The following is a 19,561-nucleotide window of genomic DNA, read 5'->3' on the forward strand; positions in this document are numbered from 1 at the left end:
AATCACCTCTCTGTACAGCTGATGCAAGGATCAATGGTAAGAACAAGGATCGGAACATCTGCCAGATCGCAGCCCTTAAGTGTCTCAACAAGACCTGAAAGGTTTGCAAAGGTGGGGGTGCGGACTCTCATTCTGTCTATGAACTTGGTACCATTAGCCTTTACGTAGTAATGAGCCTCTCCTCTGGGCTGCTCAAGACGCATGAAATACTCACCGTTTGGCATGCCCTTAACGGGAACATCAATGTCTCCCGCAGGAATCTTGGCGATTAACTGCTTAATAATATCAAATGCCTGGAAAATCTCTTTGATACGGCACTCTGTTCTTGCATAGGAATCACCATCATTGCTGATGATAGGCTCAAAATCAACATCGCCGTATGCGCAGTAGCCTGTGCTACGAATATCACGGGCAATACCGCTGGCACGAAGGAAAGGTCCGCAGCAACCAAGAGCATCTGCCTGCTCAGCAGTAAGAACACCTACGCCGCGAAGTCTTGTCTGAACGGCCATATCGTTAAGGAAGGGCTTGGCAATAACCTTGAGATCCTCTTCCATTCTTGTAATACGCTCTGCGAAGTCTCTGAGCATCTCATCAGAAACATCTCTTCTAACGCCGCCAATCTTCATAGCGGAAAAGATAACACGTCCGCCGGTGGAAGCCTCAAACATATCAAGGGCATCCTCACGAAGTCTCCAGCAATCCATGTAAAGAGACTCAAATCCAAAAGCATCAGCCAAAAGACCAAGCCAAAGGAGATGTGAATGAACTCTGGAAAGCTCAGACCAGATAGTTCTAAGGTATTTAGCACGCATAGGTACATCGATATCCATGATGTGCTCAACAGCCTCTGAATAGCCAAGGCCGTGGCCAAGAGAACAGATACCGCAGATACGCTCTGCAACGTATACCATCTCGTTAAAATCTTTTTTATCAACCAGCTTCTCGAGACCTCTGTGGATGAAACCGATGGAAGGAATAGCCTCAACTACCTTCTCGTCCTCCATAACAAGATCTAAATGAATGGGTTCCGGAAGAACCGGATGCTGGGGTCCAAATGGAATTACACTTCTTGTAGACATTTTTGGTTCCTCCAATTATTTAAATGGTGTCTCGATCGCTGTACGATAGAGCTTACCTTCAAAGTCGATATTGATCATCTTAACCTGCACACCGAAAAGATCGTGCATCTCGTTCTCATAGATGAAAGCACAGGGATAGATGCTTGTGATGCTGGAAATCTCCTGATCCTCGGGAAGAGTGATCTTGAAATGCTTCATCTCAAGGTCCTTTCCAAAGGAATAGATCAGCTCATAAGCTCCGGGAATTCTTGTAGCGCACTGCTGCATAAGGTGATATCCCTGGAATTTGATCTTCTGAGTCTCATCGATAACGCTTTCAGGATTAACACTGATAAATTCTGTATTCATTATGCGTTTTCTCCTTTCTTGGTGTTATCGGCAGCGGGCGCTGCTGCAGGAGCCTGTGCAGGTGCAGCTGCATTAGCTGCGGGAGCCTTAGGCGCTGCGGCTGCAGCCGGCTTGGGAGCAGGCTTTGCAGATGCCTTGATCTTCTCTTCTGCCTGCTGTCTGAGAGCCTCCTCTGTAAGAACAGCATCATACTGGTTGCTGGGATCATAGTCATCAGCAGTAGTATGAATTGCAATCTTGCTATAGTCAACGGTACAATAGCCGGCTTTCATGGATTCCTTAAGTTTCTTTCTCTTCTCTTCAAGAATTCCAACAGCCTTAACTACGCCCTCAATAAGAGCTTCAGGTCTAACGGCACATCCCGGTACATAAACATCAACGGGAACAACCTTGTCGGCGCCTCCCAAGATGTTATAGCACTCTTTGAAGATACCGCCGTCGCATGCGCAGATACCGCAGGCAACTACTACCTTGGGATCAGGCATCATATTGTAGAGCTGTCTGATTACAGGAGCAGTCTGGGCATTGACGCCGCCTGTAAGAAGCAGAACGTCAGCATGCTTAGGGTTACCTGTATTAATAATTCCGAATCTCTCCACGTCATAAAGAGGAGTCATCGTTGCAAGTACTTCTATATCACAGCCATTGCAGCTGGAGCCATCATAATGTAACACCCATGGTGATTTAGATATTTTCATTGATTTTTATTCCCTTCATCTTATTTCAAAACATTGAGGATCAACAGATTTGTTCCTGCGAAAATAAGGATAACAGACCATGTTACCTTAAGCATGGTGATGTACTTAACACGAGGGAACAAATTGTCAATAAGTGTCTCAAGGAAAAATACCACTGAAATAGCTATGATTGCCCATACTCTGCTGATAGGGTTGGATGTGATAAAGAACATTCCAACGATACCCATCATAAGTACCAGATCATACCACTCGGCAATCTCAGTAAGTGCAAGGTTTCCACCTGAAAGATCCGTTGTAAGACCCTTGACCATCTCCTGATGCATATGGTGAGATGTACTAAGGTCGAAAGGAGACTTTCTCAGCTTGATAATAAGGATGAATACAAAGCCGATGAAGAATCCGGGAATCTGTACGATCGCAGGAACCTCTGCCTGAATCAGGTCGTTAACCATGAAGCTTCCGTTTGCATAGTAGAAACCAATTGCAACAAGAAGAGTCATAGGCTCATAACACATCATCTGAAGGAGCTCTCTCTGTGCACCCATGATACTGTAAGGTCCGTTGGTTGAAAAAGCAGCCATAACCATCATAACCTCGGACATGGACAGCGCAAAGAATACAAGAAGCATATCTCCGCCGCCGAAGAAAAGAGCACCTGTAAAAATTGTCATAATAAGGTAGCCTGTTACAAACAGAACCTGAATACTGTTAACAACGGTGGTCTGCTTGTTTAAAAGCTTGAACACATCATAGAAGGGCTGGAAAAGAGGTGGGCCCTGTCTGCCCTGCATACGTGCAGAGAAAATTCTGTCCACACCTGCAAGAAGTCCTCCAATAAAAGGTGCCAGCACTATATAAATTAAAGCCTTAACAAAAATCATCACATCCATCAGAAAGCACCTCCAACTACTACGATAAGCATTACAGCAACAAGCACTGCAGCGACGATAATGCTGGGCCAGAGAAGCTTCTTCTCACCGAAATAATCTTCCATGTACCAGTTGGACATGTAAAGTGCTCTCTCCTTGCCGAAGGAATCGATGTAATGTCTGTCGTCACCTGCATTAACACCGGCCACATAAGACATTGACATCTTGCTGTTCTTACCGATTGACATAATTCTTGATCCGATAGGAATCATAAATATCATCGCAACCATAATCATCATGATGATAACATCGCTGCCACCGATAACATCAGGAATGTTGGTGTTGAATGCCTCATCAAGAATAGGCTGGATCATGTTGCCTGACATCCAGGGGAATGCAAAGCACATAACAACAATCATTGTTGTAAGAGGGAAAATGGAAACCATCTCACTCCTTGGTGTAATATCCTCAATCTCAAAGGACTGATGGATAACTGTACAGATCTTGCCAAGCCATTTAGCCCAGTAGAAAAGTGTTGAACCTGAACCAAATACAAGGAAAAGGACCAGCCATACAGAACCTGAATCCACGAAGGATTTAAGAGCAGCCCACTTAGATACAAGCATTCCGAAAGGAGCCATGAACATACCGCAGATACCGATGATCATGATGAATGCAAGTCTTGGAAGCTTGATGATAAGTCCGTGCATATCCTCAATATCACGGCTGTGCATACAGTTCTCAATATCACCAACAGTCTGGAACAGAAGTGACTTGGAAACAGCATGGAAAAGAACCAGCATAACAGCAGCCCATACACCTTCTGTTGTACCGGTGCCTGCGCAGGCTGTGATAAGTCCAAGGTTTGAAATTGTAGAATAAGCAAGCACCTTCTTACCGTCACTAACAGTTATTGCAAGAAGTGATGCTGCAAAGAATGTGAATCCACCGATGACTGTGATCATGATACCTGTAAGTGTTCCATACATTACAGGAGACAATCTGATGAGCATGTAGACACCGATCTTAACCATGGTCGCTGAGTGAAGCAGCGCACTGGAAGGTGTAGGTGCCACCATGGCGCCGAGAAGCCATCTTGAGAATGGGAACTGAGCACTCTTGGTGAGAGCCGCAAATGCAAACAGGGTTGCAGGAATAATTACGAACTCTGCAGCTCCTATATCGGTAATCTCACTAAGGTTGGACATTCCAAGCTGAAGGTTGCAATACATAAGGCCTGCAGCGAAACCTACTCCACCGAGAAGGTTCATCCACAGAGCACGGAAGGAGTTGTTAACAGCTTCCTCTGTTCTTGTATAGCCAATCATAAGGAATGAGCATACGCTTGTGATCTCCCAGAAGAAATAGATCCATCCAAGATTGTCGGATGAAATAAGACCAAACATTGCTCCAAGGAATACAAACATAAGAGCAAGGAAATAGTTTGATCTGTCTGCTACATCTGTGTGATGATGATGATAATCTTTCATATAACCACTTGCGTAGATACAGATAAGAATACCTACAATACCTACAATAAGGTACATAACGGCAGCAAAGGTGTCGATACGAAGATGTGTATTGCCTTCCACTGCATTACCTGAAAGGTCCATCCAGAGCACGGGAATTGTACCTACAAGTGAAATTATAATTGCATAATACTTTTTGTACTTGATACTTAAAAAGCATACAAGACACATAAGAAATACTTCGCCGGCCATAATTACATAATTGGGGATCTCCGCATCCTCCAAATACATAAATTGTGAAGTATCACCGGACATAAGTACGTTAACGGCAACATAAATAGCAGCAGCCATAATAGTAAAACCGCCGAGCATGATTACAGCGCTTCTGAAAGGAGAATAATATCTGAGAAGCCCTATTATTATTGCCATTAAGAAAGGAAATAAAATTAAGAAATAAACTACATTAAGAATTGGGATAGCCAAGGTGTTTTCGCCCCTTTCACATACATTTTCGTAAGACTGGCTTACGAATTTTTCATAAATTTGTCGATGGCGTCATTAAGTTCATGAATTGCGTCATCATCGCCGTCCTGAACAGCATGAACAATACAATGACTGATGTGCTCTTTTAGGATTGCCTTGCCTGTGTTGTTAATGGCACTTCTCACAGCTGCCAACTGAATGAGAACTTCTGTACAATCCCTGTCATCTTCTACCATTTTTTTGACCGACTCAAGGTGTCCGATAGCCTTGGACAGTCTGTTGACAATGGCCTTCATGTTTTCAGGATCATGGTGATGATTATGATTGTGTGAACTCATAAAAACCTCCATAATAAATGTGCGTTTTTGTTAATTTTTTGACTTTTAACAGTGAAAAAATTTTTATCCCCAAAACCGCACATTTGACCGATGTTTATTATATTTCTAATAGCAGAAAAAATCAATAAAGATTATGTGTTAATTGATATAATTGAAAGAAAAAAGCATAAAGTTTATCTAATATTTCCGATAATCTTATACAAAAGGTCATAGAGAAGTTTGGCCTCTTCTTTGCTAAGGCGGACACAAGCTCCCATCTCTGCCGGAATATCAATAGCCATGTCCTTAAGCTTCTCACCTTCTTCTGTGATTGTTACAACAAGATTACGTTCATCCTCACTGGAACGAACCCTTGTTATGTAGCCCTTGGATTCAAGTTTCTTGAGAACAGGTGTAAGAGTACCGGAATCAAGATAGAGACACTCTCCAAGAGTCTTGACGTTGACTGTCTTCATCTCCCAGAGAACCATCATAGCAATATACTGAGTGTAAGTAAGGTCTATCTTATCAAGATAAGGCTTATACTTTCTGATGATTTCCTTTGCACAGGCATACAGCGGAAAACAGAGCTGATTGCCCAGCTTAAGTTGTTCATACTTTTCATTTTCATTACTCATAACAAAAAACTCCCACGTAAATAGATTTTATCCTATTTAATATTATCACACTGCATTAAATTTTGCATGGTTTTTTGCAACATGAGTTATTGAATATTTATGCATCATTTAACGTTGTGATTAATGTTTTTGATCGGAATATTAGCATAAAGAGCCGGTGCCGATTTACCACCGTTATCCTCTCCGTCCATCTGAGTAATATTGATGTCAATATTGTCCATATCAATCTCAGCGTACTTGGATAATACTTCTATGATATCGCTCCTGATCTTCTGCATTATCTCCGGTGAGCAGGATGCTCTGTCGGAAACGAGTACAAACTTAAGTCGGTCCTTTGCAACATCACTGGAAGATTTCTTCTTGAAAAAATCTGATAATTTCATTACAAAGTCCCCCTTATCTTTTCTTAAACCAGGAGAAAAGCCCTTTTCTTGCCTCAAGATCAAGGAAAGGAACAGACTCTCCGATTACTCTTCTGCAGATATTCATGTAAGCCTGTCCTGCAAGAGAATTGTCACCTACAAGAGGCTCACCGTTATTGGTGGCGATTACGATATTCTCATCATCCGGAACCTGTCCAATGAGGTCTACTGCAAGAATATCTATAACATCCTCAGCTGACATCATGTCGCCTCTCCTTATCATATCAGGACGAAGTCTGTTAACGATAAGATGTGTCTTCTTGATCTCATTTGCTTCCAGAAGGCCTATAATTCTGTCTGCGTCGCGAACTGCAGATACTTCCGGAGTTGTCACAACGAGTGCTCTGTCTGCTCCGGCAATGGCATTCTTGAATCCCTGCTCAATTCCTGCGGGGCAATCAAGAATAATATAGTCATATTCCTTCTTGAGCTCATCAGTAAGCTCCTTCATCTGCTCAGGTGTTACAGAGGTCTTATCTCTTGTCTGAGCTGCAGGAAGAAGGAAAAGATTCTCATATTTCTTGTCCCTGATAAGTGCCTGCTTAAGCTTGCAGTTTTTCTCGATTACATCAACCAGAGTATAAACGATCCTGTTCTCCAGTCCCATTACTACGTCGAGGTTTCTGAGTCCTATATCAGTATCAATGAGGACTACTTTCTTATTGAGCTTGGCAAGGCCGGTACCCACATTAGCTGTTGTGGTGGTCTTACCTACGCCTCCCTTTCCGGATGTGATTACAATAACTTCTCCCATATGTTTCCTCCAAAACTTAGATTATCAGATCCTGTAAAAAGATCTTAAAAACTGATGGCCATAGCCTGTCTTAATAATATGTCCATTCTCAATATAAGCTACTTCAGGTTCATCAACACTGTTCATTAGTTTTTTCCTGCGAAGCTTAAGCTTGGGACCTTTCTCTGCATCAGGTGAAATAGCAATGGCATCTGCTATTCTTACCTGCAGAGGATTGAGCTTCAATGCCATAACAACAGAGTCCCTGTCACCATCAGCACCAGCAAAAGCGTTGCCACGAAGCTCACCAAGTATAAAAATGCTGCCATAGGAAGTCACGCTGGCGCCGGGCTTAACATCTCCAAGAACAATAACGCTCTCCTTGCAGGAAATGTCCTGTCCGGATCGTAGATTACCCTTGATGATTCGTGCATTGGATGGATCAACTTGTGTAAACTCCGATGCTTCCTCCTGCTTCTCGGCTTCCGGATTCTGCAAAGTGCGGCGAAGGATTGCTTCAGCCATAAACTGATCAATCTCAGATTCCTCATTGATAATGCAGGAAATTGTAAGCTCAGAATTCTCTTCAATTATCTCAACGACTCTTGTTTCCTGCTCGTCATCCAGATCTCTTCCTCTGATAACAAGACCCATACTGCTCTTACCAAAGAAGGCTGCCGCTTCTTTGAATTTGTCTGCTATTTCTTTTTGTAACAATTCAAAGGGATATTTATCATCCAGAACCAGGATGATGCCTGATTTGGTACCTTTAATAGTAACTTTCTGATTCAATGATGGTCACCCAACCTTTTAAAAAATTCATACCCATCAATTATATGCCATTTAACATCAAATTTAAACACAAAAAATCCGCTTAAAATCTGACGAAATACAGTCTTTGACTGCATTTTCATTTAAAAAGACCGGGCTCTTTAAAGAACCCGGTCTCAAAAATCATATTATTGAGTCTTCGCTGAATTAGTTAAGACCTGCAGCCTGCTTAGCTACTTCCTCAGCAAAGTTCTCGTTCTTCTTCTCGATACCTTCGCCGGTCTCGAAACGAACGAATCTCTTGATCTTGAGGTTAGTTGAGTTAGCCTTACCAACCTGTGCAAGGTACTGGCTAACAGTCTGCTTGCCATCCTCAGCCTTTACATAAACCTGCTCGTTAAGGCAGATCTCCTTGAACTCCTTGTTAAGACGTCCAACAAGCATCTTCTCGATGATCTCCTGAGGCTTTCTCTTGCCCTCGGGAAGCTCCTCGTTCTCCTTCATAGCCTGAGCAAGAAGGATCTCCTTCTCGTGGTTTCTGTACTCCTCAGAGATGTCCTCTGAAGAAACGAACTTAGGATTAAGAGCTGCAACCTGCATAGCTACGTTCTTAACTGCGTTCTTGATGTCATCGTTAACAACATCTGTCTCAGCCTCTACGATAACTGAGATTCTTCCGCCACCGTGTGTATAAGGAACTACAACACCGTTAGAAGCAACAACCTTCTCGAAACGTCTGATAGAAAGCTTCTCTGAGATAACTGCTGTGATCTCGATAAGAGCTTCGTTAACTGTCTTGGACTCATCAAGATTCCACTTCTCAGCCATGAATGCGTCAAGATCAGCTGCATCTGAATTAACAGCCTGAGTAGCAACTGCCTCTACGAATGCCTGGAACTTCTCGTTCTGAGCAACGAAGTCAGTCTCTGAGTTAACCTCAACAACTGCTGCTGTCTGATCATCCTTAACAGCTACTCTTGTAAGACCCTCAGCTGCGATTCTGCTGGCTTTCTTCTCAGCCTTCATGATACCGTTCTTTCTAAGGTATTCTACTGCTGCGTCCATATCTCCGTTAGTCTCTGTAAGAGCCTTTTTGCACTCCATCATACCTGCGCCGGTAGACTCACGTAACTCTTTAACCATTGCTGCTGTGATAGCCATTTATTTTTCCTCCATATTATGTTTTAAATATAACGAATTGCTCCATTGCTTCGCAATTCTACAAACATTCTAAAATAGATATACTCATTCTTCGTATATCTATTTTCTCATGCTTGTTAAGTCTTCAAGGTCGAATACATCTTAATGCAAGCATTGATGTATTCGACTTTGAATCCATTTATCATTCAATTACTCAGCTGCTACAACTTCCTCGATATCAGAAGCCTCTGTCTCAGCGTCAGCTGCAACATAGTCAGCTGCTGTATCAGCCTCAGCACCCTGATTAGCCTCGATTACAGCGTCAGCCATCTTACCAACGATAAGCTTAACGGCTCTGATAGCGTCATCATTACCGGGGATGATGAAATCAAGCTCCTCGGGATCGCAGTTTGTATCGCCGATACCGATAAGTGTGATGCCAAGTGACTCTGCCTCCTGGATGCAGATTCTCTCCTTCTTAGGATCTACTACGAAGATAGCGTCAGGGATTCTCTTCATATCTCTGATTCCGCCAAGGTTAGCCTGAAGCTTGGAAAGCTCCTTCTTAAGCTGAGCTACTTCCTTCTTAGGAAGAACATCAAATGTTCCATCTTCCTGCATCTTCTCAATAGCCTTCATTCTTGCGATTCTTGACTGGATGGTCTTGAAGTTTGTAAGCATACCGCCAAGCCATCTCTCGTTTACATAGTACATTCCGCAACGCTCTGCCTCAGTCTTAACTGCGTCCTGAGCCTGCTTCTTTGTTCCAACGAAAAGGATTGTTCCACCCTGCTGTGCAATCTCGAATACTGCCTTGTAAGCCTCGTCAACCTTAACAACTGACTTCTGAAGGTCGATGATGTGGATTCCGTTTCTTTCTGTGAAGATGTAAGGAGCCATTTTAGGGTTCCATCTTCTTGTCTGGTGTCCGAAGTGTACACCTGCCTCAAGTAACTGTTTCATTGATACAACGCTCATGATATTACCTCCATTTGGTTTGTTCTTCCGTACAATCCTAAGCCCCATATCGCACCGCGGCGCGTCTTCCGTAATGCAAGGCTCTCAAACTGATCGGATATCATATCCGACACCGGAATGAGTCTGAATGCACGTGTTTATTTGTTTCCGCTGTTTCTTCAGGGCATAATTCACCCATAAGTCCACAGCTTTTTTACTATAGCATACAGTTTTTAATATTTCAAGAGGGGAATCAAACAAGATTTTTAGAATAACCGAGTAATTGGATGAGTTTTTATACCAATGGGGACGGTTCTGTTTGGTATAGTTTTTTGAAAAACTTTACCAAACAGAACCGTCCCCATTGGTATAAAAACTCATCCGGTAAATTATCCTCTACATATGATATTAGCAATCTGCTCATAATCAGATCCTGCTGGAATTGTCTTTGCCCCGCTTCTTATATATCTGTCCTTGTTATGCTCTATCAGGTAACGATTGAAATTGGTAGCATTATCAATGATGCCTTCTTTATATAGAATGGCAGCAACAGAATCGCTGCTCATACCACCGGGAATCGATACCGTTTTTGTTTCGGAAGTCTTAAAGCCATCGGTGGTAACAGGAGTATCATTCTCCGTTATTTCGCTCTCAGTCATGGCAACCTGAGTAGTAGCTTCCTCCTGCTTATTAGCATCAGACTGCTGTGTCTCAGATGAAGAATTTTCGTTGGTCTTGTATGATTCATCAGTCTTGGCCACATCTTTGTTTGCTTTATCAGTATCAGAATTTTTATCTGATTTATCTGATTCAGTCTTATTCTCTGTTTTTACGTCTGCTTCAGTTTTTCCTTCTGCTGACTTATCCGTTTTAGTATCTGAACTTGCCACTTCGTCAGAGTCCTGTTTAGAAGTTCCAGCAACTTCTGCTTTCTGATTTTCTCCTTCCGGCGTTTTCTCAAAAAGGTCCGAAATTGATTGATCTGTCGAAGCGACCCCTTGGTTGTTTTCTTCAGGTATCTTTTCTCCTGTTTCACCCAGTGACGAATCGGATGTAGTCTCATTATTGTCATCCTCCTGTTCCTGGCCGGAATATTGTGACAAAACCCCTGTTCCCGCCTCAACCATACCGAGAGTCTTGGCTCTCTCTATGACTTCAGCATCGCTGATTGTTTTCTTACGGCCTCCCAAGGCGAAGCCCATAACAATCGCGGTAAGAATTACTCCGATGCCCATTCCGCGAAGGTAATACTTGAGTTTCATCTGGTCATTTTACCTTTCTGTGTTTATTGGAAAGATCTATTACTAGCTTAACTTCACCTATTCCAAGCCCAAGCTCTCTGGCTATTACCATATTGGACTTGCCGGCTTTGTGCATCTCTATGATCTGCCTGTTCTGAGATATTGGATCATTGGCAGTTAATTCCTGCATATTCCTGTCGGGGTTCTCACGTCTGGGCGCATCGTTTATTGAAACAACCTTGGCCTGAGACGGCACTACAACTTCCTTGGAAGTATTGCCTATTACATGAAGATTGTTGTTCTTATCAGTGTTAACAACTTCTGACCTAATCTGACTCAGTTCCTTGAGCTCCTTAAGATTGCTCTCATCAACATATCCGCTCTCTATGGCAAGTGGAGCCTGTGGTACTTCGATCTTGTCGGGCTGCAATGGTTCAAAGGAAGGTTCTACGCTGTTGCTCTCAGCTCTGGCGCTTGCAGCAATTGCTGCTTCAATTTGTGCAGCCTGCTGAGTTCTGATGGGCTCAGGTCCGCTGACAGGAGTTTGCTCTATCTGGAGATTTTGTTGACCCGCTTCCGCAAGTCTCTGAAGTCCTGATACAGGCTTTTCTTTATATGGAATATGAATTCCGCTGAGCTTATCCTCCTCAGTATCAAGAAAGATTGCTCTGACATTTTCTTCTTTTGCTGCTCTTATTGCGGCTGCTTCCTGTTTGGCATCTCTTGCCGTTGCTTCGGCATCGAGAACAGCCTGTTTAGCTTCATCTGCACGCTTGGTAACCTCAGAGACAACTGAGGTGAGATTCTTATGCTTATCATTAAGCATATCGTACATGAACATTACTTCATCATGATTTTTGTGAATATCGTTTATGACAGTATCGGAATATTCTCCGATCGCAGAAAGTTTTTCGTTGGAAATGCGCTCCATGGCGCGCTCAGTTCTGTCAAGTGAATGATCAACAGTGTCATCAACCATGTTCTCAATGGTCTCCTTCTGATCCTCCACTTCACGCCGAACAAGCTCACGGATCTCCCTCTCCATGAGCAGCTTATCTTCTTCGTCCAGTTCTTTGCTGGCCGGAAGAAGGTAGCCCAGTATAATTGCTGCGAATCCCGCAACAATAAGTACAATCTCCGTAATGCTAATCATATCTCCGCCCAATACCCCACAAAAAAACGCACGCGCATACAATATATTGTATGCATGATAACTAAATTATAATATATTTATACTAAATCTTCAAATCAAATCCAGAGGAAATACTAAGATCGACAGGTTTTCCGTTTTTGTCTAACATACCGCTTGATATTTTCTCCATTTTCTCAAGAGAAAGCTGCTTTTCCAAAATTGCATTTTTCTCTTCTCCGCCTCGTGAACCCCTGCGATTCTGGCCACCGTCGCCCATATACTCATTGCTTCCCTTTTCCTGAGCATCAGAATGAAGCTCTCCCTGCCCTACGTCATCCTTCTGATTGACCTGATTCCTCTGGTTGTCAACCTCTTCATTGAACTGGGTCTGGAAATTCTGTTGATTAATTAACGGTCTTGCATCCTCGGCAGCCTTGATCGTGGACACTTCACTTGAGGCAGCAATAACACCGAAGTCAATTCTATTAATAGACATGACTACCTCCTCTCATTGCTGTTCATACCTGTAATGACAAAAGCTTTATGTATCCCCATACACGTAATGCAAGCTTTTTGTCACCTTAATTATATCAAAAAGGCGCCAAACGTACATCCCCTTTATCAACAACAAATCGCGTATGTTGTGCTTCTTTTTTGACTATCATAGAAAGCTCACCAATATTGACTGTAACTCCCGGGTAAGCAATGCCTTCAACCAGTACTTCAGCCTCTTTCTGTTCCTGAAGTTTTTCCATTAAGACGCCGTATTCTTCTCCTTCAGATTCCATTTTGGCTTTAAGAGCCTTATCGAGCTCCATAAGCTTTTTTACGTTTGCAATTTGATCAGGAGTAAGTTTGGCACCTGCCTTGAGTAGTTTGCCAAAACCATCCAACGTAGGTCTCATCGCTTCAATTTGCTTACCTGCCTCAGCCATGGACTTCTGTATTTCTTTTAGTCTTAGTTTAACCTGAGGATCTGCACCTACTTCAACTATTGTATTTGTGCCCATTTCCGATCCCAGAACCTTGGCTTCTATCTTTTCCGCAGCTATAACCTTACCGCCGGCGATGAAACCTCTTTTACCTGTTACGTTAACTTCGGTTCCGGATATAACCTGTGAATGTAGTATGCACTCGCATGTTACTCCGCCTTTGGCAGTAATCTTTGCATTCTCAATAAACTTGGCGATGACGTTACCGCCGGCGATGATATTTCCTCCGGCTTTAGCACCAACTTCCAGTATTACGTCGTTTCCTGCTTCTATTGTGGCACCTTCCACAATACCCTTAACGATAACATTTCCTCCGGCTTTCACACTGAAATTGGAGGCAACAACGCCTTTTACTTCAACGCTTCCCTCGCAGTCTATATTGCCTGTTTTAACGTCGACATTTTCAACCACCAGTACGTCAGAAACAGTAATCTTTCCTTCTTTAATCGTTACGTGACCGGATTTAGCTGCCGTAAGCGTGGTCTTATCCTCTGACAGCGTAGTGTTCTTGCCGAACTTGATCATTGAAGGTTTAACAGGTCTTGGCTTAACAGTCTCTCCATATACATTGGTTCCCGGTTCGCCCTGTTCTTCAGGATGATATGTGGCAAGAAGCTGCCCTTCCTGTACATTATTGATAATATTCAGATTAAAATAATCAACGCTCCCATCGGGCTTAAGAGTTGGCTTTGGTCTAAGACTTTTGTTAAAGTGGTATTCCACTTCCCCGTCGCGGCCTTCCTTTACAGGTTTTCCCTTGGCAACAACTATCTCTGTGCAGTACCTCCTTCTCTCAAAGAAACCATGAATTGCATCATTTTGTATTCCAAAAGTTATCTTCCTGTAGGCAAGACTGTCATAAATCTCTTTTTCCTGCATAAGCTCTGCGCCTTCAGAAGGAGGATAAAAAAAGGCCGTAACAGTCATACGGTCCTTGGAAACGTCGAATTTTACAGCTTCTCTTTCAGGCAAAATCTGCGCTTCAGAAAAAATGTATACTTCTCCGTCGGCCTTCGTCACAGCTTCATTTACAATAACAACGTCATGTTGAATTTTTCTGTCGTCCAAATAGTCCCGGACATCATTAACATTTAAGGGTTCACCTCCATTAGTTGGAGCATAAACCCTTAATCCAGTACCTTTTGGAGTGATAACAAGCTGAAAATACCCATCCATGCCAATACTCCTTATCGATTATCTGGAATTGGTGAGAATTCCCAAATAGGCTCCGAGCTTCTCTCTCATTTTATGAAGAGCCTTGGTATGAAGCTGGGATACTCTCGATTCCGATACCTCCAGAACTTCGCTTATCTCTTTAAGAGTAAGTTCTTCATAGTAATACAATAGAATTACTTTTTTCTCTTTATCTGTCAAAAGCTCAAGTGACTGCGCCAGCATTTTCTTAAGCTCTTCTTTTTCAATTGCTTCCTCGGGTTTAACAAATCCAGCGCTTCTGTTATTTACATCCTCCGGTATATCTGCGCCCTGGTCCATAAATTCGTTAAGTGAAACGACTCCGGTAACCTTCATCTGGCTCTGCCAGTTGGCGTATTCATCCTCGGAGATTTCCATCTTTGCCGCTATCTCGGCATCTGTGGCCACATGTCCTTTATCTCTTTCAATCTCACGGATTGCGGCATCAATTTTTTTCTGTCTCTGTCTTATGGTTCTTGGAATCCAGTCCATCTTTCTTATCTGGTCCAAAATCGCACCACGAATACGAAGGCTTGCATAGGTCTCGAATTTAACGTCCTTCATCAGATCGAACTTATCTATAGCATCTATCAGACCAAAGATGCCATAGCCTACCAGATCGTCGTACTCAACGTTAAATCCAAGGTACATGCTAAGTCTTCCGGCCACAAGCTTAACCAAAGGAGCATACTCCAAAATAAGCTGTTCCCTCAGTTCCTGCGTTTTATTCTTATGGTAATCTTCCCATAATTTATTCTTTCCCGCTTCATCCATGCGTCACAACCCCAAATTCTCAGAATATATTATTTGCGGGGAAATCCTGATCTTCACTTATCTGTGTTTCATCTCCCGCTTCAGCTTCCATAGCTTTTCTGGCTTCCTCGGCAAGTCTGTCAGCCTCTTCTTTTTCCGCCAGAAGCTTTTGGTAGTTAATTTCCAAAAATCCGGTTATCATCTTCTCGGTAATAAAACCAATAATCAGGAAAATGACAACAGATGAAAAAACAATAACAAACCAATCCCCCACCGGATAGCGCTTAAAGTACGTAAATACCGCAATCACGGCAGTAGCAGAAAGCACTATCAGTGGTGTGATCAGTTTAGTATTGATCTTTTTGATAGCTTCGATGTTATCAAAAGAACTATTTTTTTCTCTGGTTTCCTCGTTTTCGAGGTTTTCTGTATCCGTACTCATATCGTTTTCTCAGGCTTTCCAACAGCTCTGATTATATAGTTCCCGTTTTCCGGATAAAAAATGACTGTTCTTCCATATGAATCACCTGTATCCTGAGCAAGAACAGGTATGTTCAGTTCTTTAAGCTTCTTAAGAGAAGCCGCAACATTCCTATCACCCACACGCATTGTCTGGTTATTTGACTGGAACGCAAACATCTGGGCACCTCCGGCGATCTTGGCGACAAGCCTCGATCTGGACGCACCTTTAGCCACAATCTGTTTAACCAGTTCTTCAATACCGGTGTCGGCAAATTTGGGAATATTGGAATTGTTCTTTATCTCAGTGGAGTCAGGCAACATAACATGTGCCAGTCCGCCAATCTTGGTCACCGGATCCCTTATGGCTATGCCTACGCAGGAACCTAGCCCCAGTGTGGTTATACCGTCGGGGCTTACGCAAATATTCAGATCGGCCATTCCAACCTTAATAATCTGACTCATAAAATGCCCCTTCGTTAAAGTGAAATATCTCCCATTCCCAGTGAAGAGAGAATCTTTGTATAGCCATCCACATCAGGTAAAAGAATAAAGTAACCGGATAACTTAAGCTCATCAAAAAACTGTGTTTCAATAAGGAGTATCTTATCGCCCATCATACCGAACTGAATTGCCGGTACTGACAGTATAGCCGCAGCCATATCAATGGCAACGTACGGAATTGATGGAACAAGCTTGAGGTTCGTCATCATTGACAATGAATTAAGGTATGAACCTGTGATAATATTGCCGACTTCCTTAAGAGCCGACATCTCAACCTCATCAAAATCAGCTTCCTCAGGTTTACTTCCGGTTCCCATCAGTTTATCTACAAGATGTCTTGCAGCCTGTTTTCCCAAAAGGAACATGATACTTCCGTCTATATCTCCTTCAACGGCGAGGTAAATACCTGCCATGATCTTCTCTGCACCGCCCATAAGGTCTCCGACATCCTTAAAGTCAAGAAGTCGTACCTGGGGCACAGACATATCAACCTTGGTTCCGATCATCTGTGCAAGAGCTGTTGTGGCATTACCGGCACCGATATTACCAAGCTCCTTTAAGACATCGAAATACTGGCTGGATAAGCTGTCCAGACTCATTTCTCCCATGTTTCATACCTCCAATCAGCTTGCGCTTGCTGCCTTCTCTTTAATTTCCTTTTCTGAAACTACCGCATCAAGATCAAGAATTGATACAAGTCCTCCATCATAGTGACCAACTCCGCTTACGAAGGTTGTTTCCTCTTTGCTCTTCTTGTCATCATAGCGAACCTTCTCAATATTGTTGGAGCCAAGTGTAAGAACCTGGTTAACCTGGTCAACAATGATTCCAACAAGATCGCCCTCTGAAGTCTTAAGAATAATGATTCTGGACTTATTGGTAATCTCTTCCTCTGCGAGCCCCATCTTCATGCGAACACTCATAACAGGAACAATCTCGCCTCGGATATTTATAACGCCCTTAAGATAATCATCAACCTTAGGCACACGGGTAATCTGCTGCATTCTTACAATGTTATCAATAAATTTGATATTGATACCATATTGCTCTTCATCGATTTTGATAACGATATACTGAATAAGTTCTCCTACATCAGCGGTATCTCTAAGTTCATTCATAACGATTTCTCCTTTTCATCTTCATCAGAAAATTGAATTGGTATCAAGAATAAGAGCAATCTCACCGTCACCAAGAATAGTAGCGCCGCTGATGAGCTTACACTTATTGGTATATTTGCCAAGAGGCTTGATAACGATTTCCTGCTGCCCCATGAGTTCATCGATTACAAGACCTGCGAGCTGATCGCCCTTTCTTGCGATAACAACAACCATGTCTTCGTCAGGTGATCTTGTGGACTCAGTATCAAGAACTTCGTTAAGTCTGATGAGAGGAAGTACGCTTCCACGAAGGTTGATAACCTCTTTGTTCTCAACAAGCTTAAGATCTGCAGGATTAACATCCTCGATACTCTGAATTGAATCCAGAGGAATCGCATATTTTTCATTTCCGATAACAACCATGAGAGCCTGGATGATGGCAAGGGTAAGAGGAAGTCTGATAACCCAGGTTGATCCTTCACCAAGCTTGGTCTTTACAGTTACTTCACCGGAAAGTGATTCAACTTTAGATTTAACAACGTCAAGGCCTACGCCTCGACCTGAGATTTCGGAAACAACCTTTGCTGTAGAGAAGCCGGGATGGAATAAAAGCTCTACGCACTGTTTCTCTGTAAGAAGTGCTGCCTGCTCAGGAGATACGACACCTTTTTCGATGGCCTTATTCTTAACTGCCTCGGCGTCAATACCGTTACCATCGTCACCAACTTCGATAACAACGCTGTTTCCGTCCTGATAAGCATGGAGGAAAATCTGTCCAACTTCCGGTTTGCCACGCTGAGCACGAAGCTCTGCAGACTCAATACCATGGTCGGCACTGTTTCTGATAAGGTGCATCAGAGGATCGCCGATTTCATCAACCACGGTACGGTCCATTTCTGTCTCTTCACCGGTCATGGTCAGTTCCATCTTCTTGTTCAGAGTCTTGTTAAGGTCTCTGATCATACGAGGGAATTTCTGAAGAACGCTCTCGATAGGAACCATTCGAACTTTCATGACCGATTCATGAAGGTTGGTGGTTACACTCTCAAGATACTCTATCTGTTCATTTACGTTACTTACGCCTGATGTATTGGCTGCGGAAATAAGTGAGTTCTTAGCAATAATAAGCTCGGATACAAGGTTCATGAGAACATCGAGCTTCTCTATATCTACACGGACTGTTCTGTTAACAACGGGCTTACCAACAGGCTTCTTGCCGCCTGCTCCGCCGCCGGCTGCTGCAGGTGCGGGAGTATTGGCTGCGGGTGCTGCTGCAGCTGCTGGAGCTGCTGATGCTGCGGGCGCAGGTGCTGCTGATGCTGCAGGTGCTGCTTCTTCCTTATCCTCTGCAGCTTTCGCGCCGCTGGGATCAAATTCGCCGCAATCACAGCTCTCAACTTCAGAAACAGCCTTAACTATCTCTTCTACCTTTTCTTTTGCCTCATCAGTAATAAGGATAAGGGAGAAAGTGAATTCAAACTTTTCATCCTCAATATCCTGAGTTGTGGGATCAGAAACAGCGATCTCACCGATCTCTTCCAGTCCCTTGAATACAAGGAAACCTCTCGCAGCCTTAAGGATGCAGGATTCCTGGATATGAACGGTAACGCCGAAAATATTCTTACCCTGATTTTTGGCTTCTTCCAATGTGGATTTTACTGACGGATCAAGGCGAATTGCCCTGTAGTCTGATGCTCCGTCGGCTCCGGGAGCTGCATCGCCACCATCGCCGGAAGCTGCCTCTGCTGCAGGTGCTGCTGCGGGAGCTGCATCGCCGTCACCACTTACACCATTTCTGATATCAGCAAGAGACTTTATGATATTCTGATGTTCCTCAGTTCCTTCATCCTGATTCTCGGTGATATTGTCAACATATCCCTGAATAGCATCAAGGCACTGCAAAAGAACGTCGATATCGGCAGATTTGATCTTGATCTTGCCGGCACGAACATCGGAGAATACGTCCTCCATGTCGTGGGTAAGGTTCTGCATTCTGGTATAGCCCATGGTTCCGGCCATACCCTTCATGGAGTGGGCAGATCTGAAGATCTCATTAATACAATCTTCATTCTCAGGATCCTGCTCCAGAACCATAATATTATCATTAAGGGACTGCAGGTGCTCCTTAGCTTCATCGAGAAAGACACTTAGATACTGGGAAACATCCATAACCTATATACCTCCATAAGAAAAGTTAAGTACAAAAGTACACGTATATTATCGCATACTTTTGTACTAAATATCGACATTTCATATAGAGGA

At 43.2% G+C, this 19,561-nt stretch carries 22 protein-coding genes; all 22 read right to left on the bottom strand.

The genetic code is table 11. The features are described from left to right. Positions 1 to 2: 2 nt before the first annotated feature. The 22 genes from NXH67_RS17340 to NXH67_RS17445 all read right to left on the bottom strand — a co-directional run bounded on the left by NXH67_RS17340 (position 3) and on the right by NXH67_RS17445 (position 19,468). Positions 3 to 1,082, bottom strand: coding sequence for a hydrogenase large subunit (locus NXH67_RS17340; protein WP_022778525.1), 1,080 nt, complete (start codon positions 1,080 to 1,082; stop codon positions 3 to 5). Positions 1,083 to 1,097: 15 nt separating this feature from the next. After that, positions 1,098 to 1,430: an NADH-quinone oxidoreductase subunit C gene (locus NXH67_RS17345; protein WP_022778524.1), complete on the bottom strand. Its 333-nt coding sequence runs from the start codon at positions 1,428 to 1,430 to the stop codon at positions 1,098 to 1,100. Next, positions 1,430 to 2,128 (bottom strand): NADH-quinone oxidoreductase subunit B family protein, encoded by a 699-nt coding sequence (locus NXH67_RS18320; protein WP_330676761.1) that lies wholly within the window; start codon positions 2,126 to 2,128, stop codon positions 1,430 to 1,432. The genes NXH67_RS17345 and NXH67_RS18320 overlap by 1 nt, the downstream gene beginning before the upstream one ends. Before the next feature lie 20 nt (positions 2,129 to 2,148). Next, positions 2,149 to 3,018, bottom strand: a complete 870-nt coding sequence (locus NXH67_RS17355; protein ID WP_022778522.1) for a complex I subunit 1 family protein — start codon at positions 3,016 to 3,018, stop codon at positions 2,149 to 2,151. Continuing rightward, the gene (locus NXH67_RS17360; RefSeq protein ID WP_272798184.1) at positions 3,018 to 4,895 is read right to left on the bottom strand and encodes an NADH-quinone oxidoreductase subunit 5 family protein; all 1,878 of its coding nucleotides are present in this window, start codon (positions 4,893 to 4,895) and stop codon (positions 3,018 to 3,020) included. Before NXH67_RS17360 ends, NXH67_RS17355 begins: the two co-directional genes overlap by 1 nt. A gap of 95 nt (positions 4,896 to 4,990) precedes the next feature. Then, positions 4,991 to 5,287, bottom strand: coding sequence for a metal-sensing transcriptional repressor (locus NXH67_RS17365; RefSeq protein ID WP_022778520.1), 297 nt, complete (start codon positions 5,285 to 5,287; stop codon positions 4,991 to 4,993). A gap of 173 nt (positions 5,288 to 5,460) precedes the next feature. Continuing rightward, entirely contained in the window at positions 5,461 to 5,904 is a 444-nt protein-coding gene (locus tag NXH67_RS17370; RefSeq protein ID WP_022778519.1) for a MarR family winged helix-turn-helix transcriptional regulator, read from the bottom strand. Positions 5,905 to 6,008: 104 nt separating this feature from the next. Next, positions 6,009 to 6,287, bottom strand: a complete 279-nt coding sequence (gene minE / locus NXH67_RS17375; protein ID WP_022778518.1) for a cell division topological specificity factor MinE — start codon at positions 6,285 to 6,287, stop codon at positions 6,009 to 6,011. 13 nt (positions 6,288 to 6,300) lie between these two features. Continuing rightward, positions 6,301 to 7,080 (bottom strand): septum site-determining protein MinD, encoded by a 780-nt coding sequence (gene minD, locus NXH67_RS17380; protein ID WP_022778517.1) that lies wholly within the window; start codon positions 7,078 to 7,080, stop codon positions 6,301 to 6,303. A 24-nt stretch (positions 7,081 to 7,104) separates the two neighbouring features. Further along, positions 7,105 to 7,851 carry a septum site-determining protein MinC gene (minC, locus tag NXH67_RS17385; RefSeq protein ID WP_022778516.1) on the bottom strand — a complete coding sequence of 249 codons (747 nt, stop codon included), beginning with the start codon at positions 7,849 to 7,851 and terminating at the stop codon, positions 7,105 to 7,107. 186 nt (positions 7,852 to 8,037) lie between these two features. Next, the gene (gene tsf, locus NXH67_RS17390) at positions 8,038 to 8,991 is read right to left on the bottom strand and encodes a translation elongation factor Ts (protein WP_022778515.1); all 954 of its coding nucleotides are present in this window, start codon (positions 8,989 to 8,991) and stop codon (positions 8,038 to 8,040) included. A gap of 189 nt (positions 8,992 to 9,180) precedes the next feature. Continuing rightward, entirely contained in the window at positions 9,181 to 9,948 is a 768-nt protein-coding gene (rpsB, locus tag NXH67_RS17395) for a 30S ribosomal protein S2 (RefSeq protein ID WP_022778514.1), read from the bottom strand. 368 nt (positions 9,949 to 10,316) lie between these two features. Continuing rightward, on the bottom strand, positions 10,317 to 11,189 hold the full coding sequence (locus NXH67_RS17400) for a hypothetical protein (protein ID WP_272798185.1): 873 nt from the start codon (positions 11,187 to 11,189) through the stop codon (positions 10,317 to 10,319). 4 nt (positions 11,190 to 11,193) lie between these two features. Then, on the bottom strand, positions 11,194 to 12,321 hold the full coding sequence (locus NXH67_RS17405; RefSeq protein ID WP_272798186.1) for a DUF6115 domain-containing protein: 1,128 nt from the start codon (positions 12,319 to 12,321) through the stop codon (positions 11,194 to 11,196). A gap of 82 nt (positions 12,322 to 12,403) precedes the next feature. After that, positions 12,404 to 12,796 (bottom strand): hypothetical protein, encoded by a 393-nt coding sequence (locus NXH67_RS17410; RefSeq protein ID WP_272798187.1) that lies wholly within the window; start codon positions 12,794 to 12,796, stop codon positions 12,404 to 12,406. A 94-nt stretch (positions 12,797 to 12,890) separates the two neighbouring features. Then, positions 12,891 to 14,468 carry a DUF342 domain-containing protein gene (locus NXH67_RS17415; protein ID WP_272798188.1) on the bottom strand — a complete coding sequence of 526 codons (1,578 nt, stop codon included), beginning with the start codon at positions 14,466 to 14,468 and terminating at the stop codon, positions 12,891 to 12,893. Positions 14,469 to 14,486: 18 nt separating this feature from the next. Further along, positions 14,487 to 15,260, bottom strand: coding sequence for a FliA/WhiG family RNA polymerase sigma factor (locus NXH67_RS17420; RefSeq protein ID WP_022778509.1), 774 nt, complete (start codon positions 15,258 to 15,260; stop codon positions 14,487 to 14,489). A 19-nt stretch (positions 15,261 to 15,279) separates the two neighbouring features. Continuing rightward, entirely contained in the window at positions 15,280 to 15,681 is a 402-nt protein-coding gene (locus NXH67_RS17425) for a hypothetical protein (RefSeq protein WP_022778508.1), read from the bottom strand. Further along, positions 15,678 to 16,163: a chemotaxis protein CheD gene (locus NXH67_RS17430; RefSeq protein WP_022778507.1), complete on the bottom strand. Its 486-nt coding sequence runs from the start codon at positions 16,161 to 16,163 to the stop codon at positions 15,678 to 15,680. The genes NXH67_RS17425 and NXH67_RS17430 overlap by 4 nt, the downstream gene beginning before the upstream one ends. A gap of 14 nt (positions 16,164 to 16,177) precedes the next feature. After that, positions 16,178 to 16,810, bottom strand: coding sequence for a chemotaxis protein CheC (locus NXH67_RS17435; protein WP_022778506.1), 633 nt, complete (start codon positions 16,808 to 16,810; stop codon positions 16,178 to 16,180). A 15-nt stretch (positions 16,811 to 16,825) separates the two neighbouring features. Beyond that, a complete protein-coding gene (locus tag NXH67_RS17440; RefSeq protein WP_022778505.1) occupies positions 16,826 to 17,320 on the bottom strand; it encodes a chemotaxis protein CheW in 495 nt (164 codons plus the stop codon). Positions 17,321 to 17,344: 24 nt separating this feature from the next. After that, on the bottom strand, positions 17,345 to 19,468 hold the full coding sequence (locus NXH67_RS17445) for a chemotaxis protein CheA (protein ID WP_272798189.1): 2,124 nt from the start codon (positions 19,466 to 19,468) through the stop codon (positions 17,345 to 17,347). Positions 19,469 to 19,561 lie beyond the last annotated feature (93 nt).

The organism is Butyrivibrio sp. DSM 10294 (genome assembly GCF_028539135.1).
Classification (GTDB): Bacteria; Bacillota; Clostridia; order Lachnospirales; family Lachnospiraceae; genus Butyrivibrio.